Here is a 359-nt window from a genome sequence, read left to right on the forward strand (position 1 = left end):
TACGCCGGGCTTCCGACAACGGTCAGCCCCACTCCGGAGCGTCCAGGTCCGGACGGTAGAATCGGCCCAATGACCGATGACCCTTCGACAAGCTCAGGGACCCAGGAGGGGTCAGGGACCGCGGAAGCCGAGCCGCTCGTGCCTTCCGGCATCGACCCCGCTGAGCTCGCCATCGCGCTCAAGGTGCTCGCCGAGCTCGATCAGGTCGATCAGCAGCATCCGGACTACATCGCCGTCCGTCGGGCCACCGGCAAGATGTTCCGCGCCGTCAAGCGCGCCCGCCGCAAGGAGATCCGGGACGCCATCGCCGAGGCCGACAGGGCCGTGGTCGCGCGCACCGCGACCGGCGCCCCCGACCG

General features: G+C 70.5%; 1 protein-coding gene. It reads left to right on the plus strand.

What is annotated here, in order from left to right; translation table 11 throughout:
- Positions 1–69: 69 nt before the first annotated feature.
- Positions 70–359, plus strand: a 290-nt coding sequence (locus tag KI686_RS17055) for a hypothetical protein (RefSeq protein WP_237590316.1), incomplete at its 3' end; no start/stop codon positions are given.

It is taken from the genome of Polaribacter sargassicola (assembly GCF_021991835.1).
Taxonomy (GTDB): Bacteria; Bacteroidota; Bacteroidia; order Flavobacteriales; family Flavobacteriaceae; genus Polaribacter; species Polaribacter sargassicola.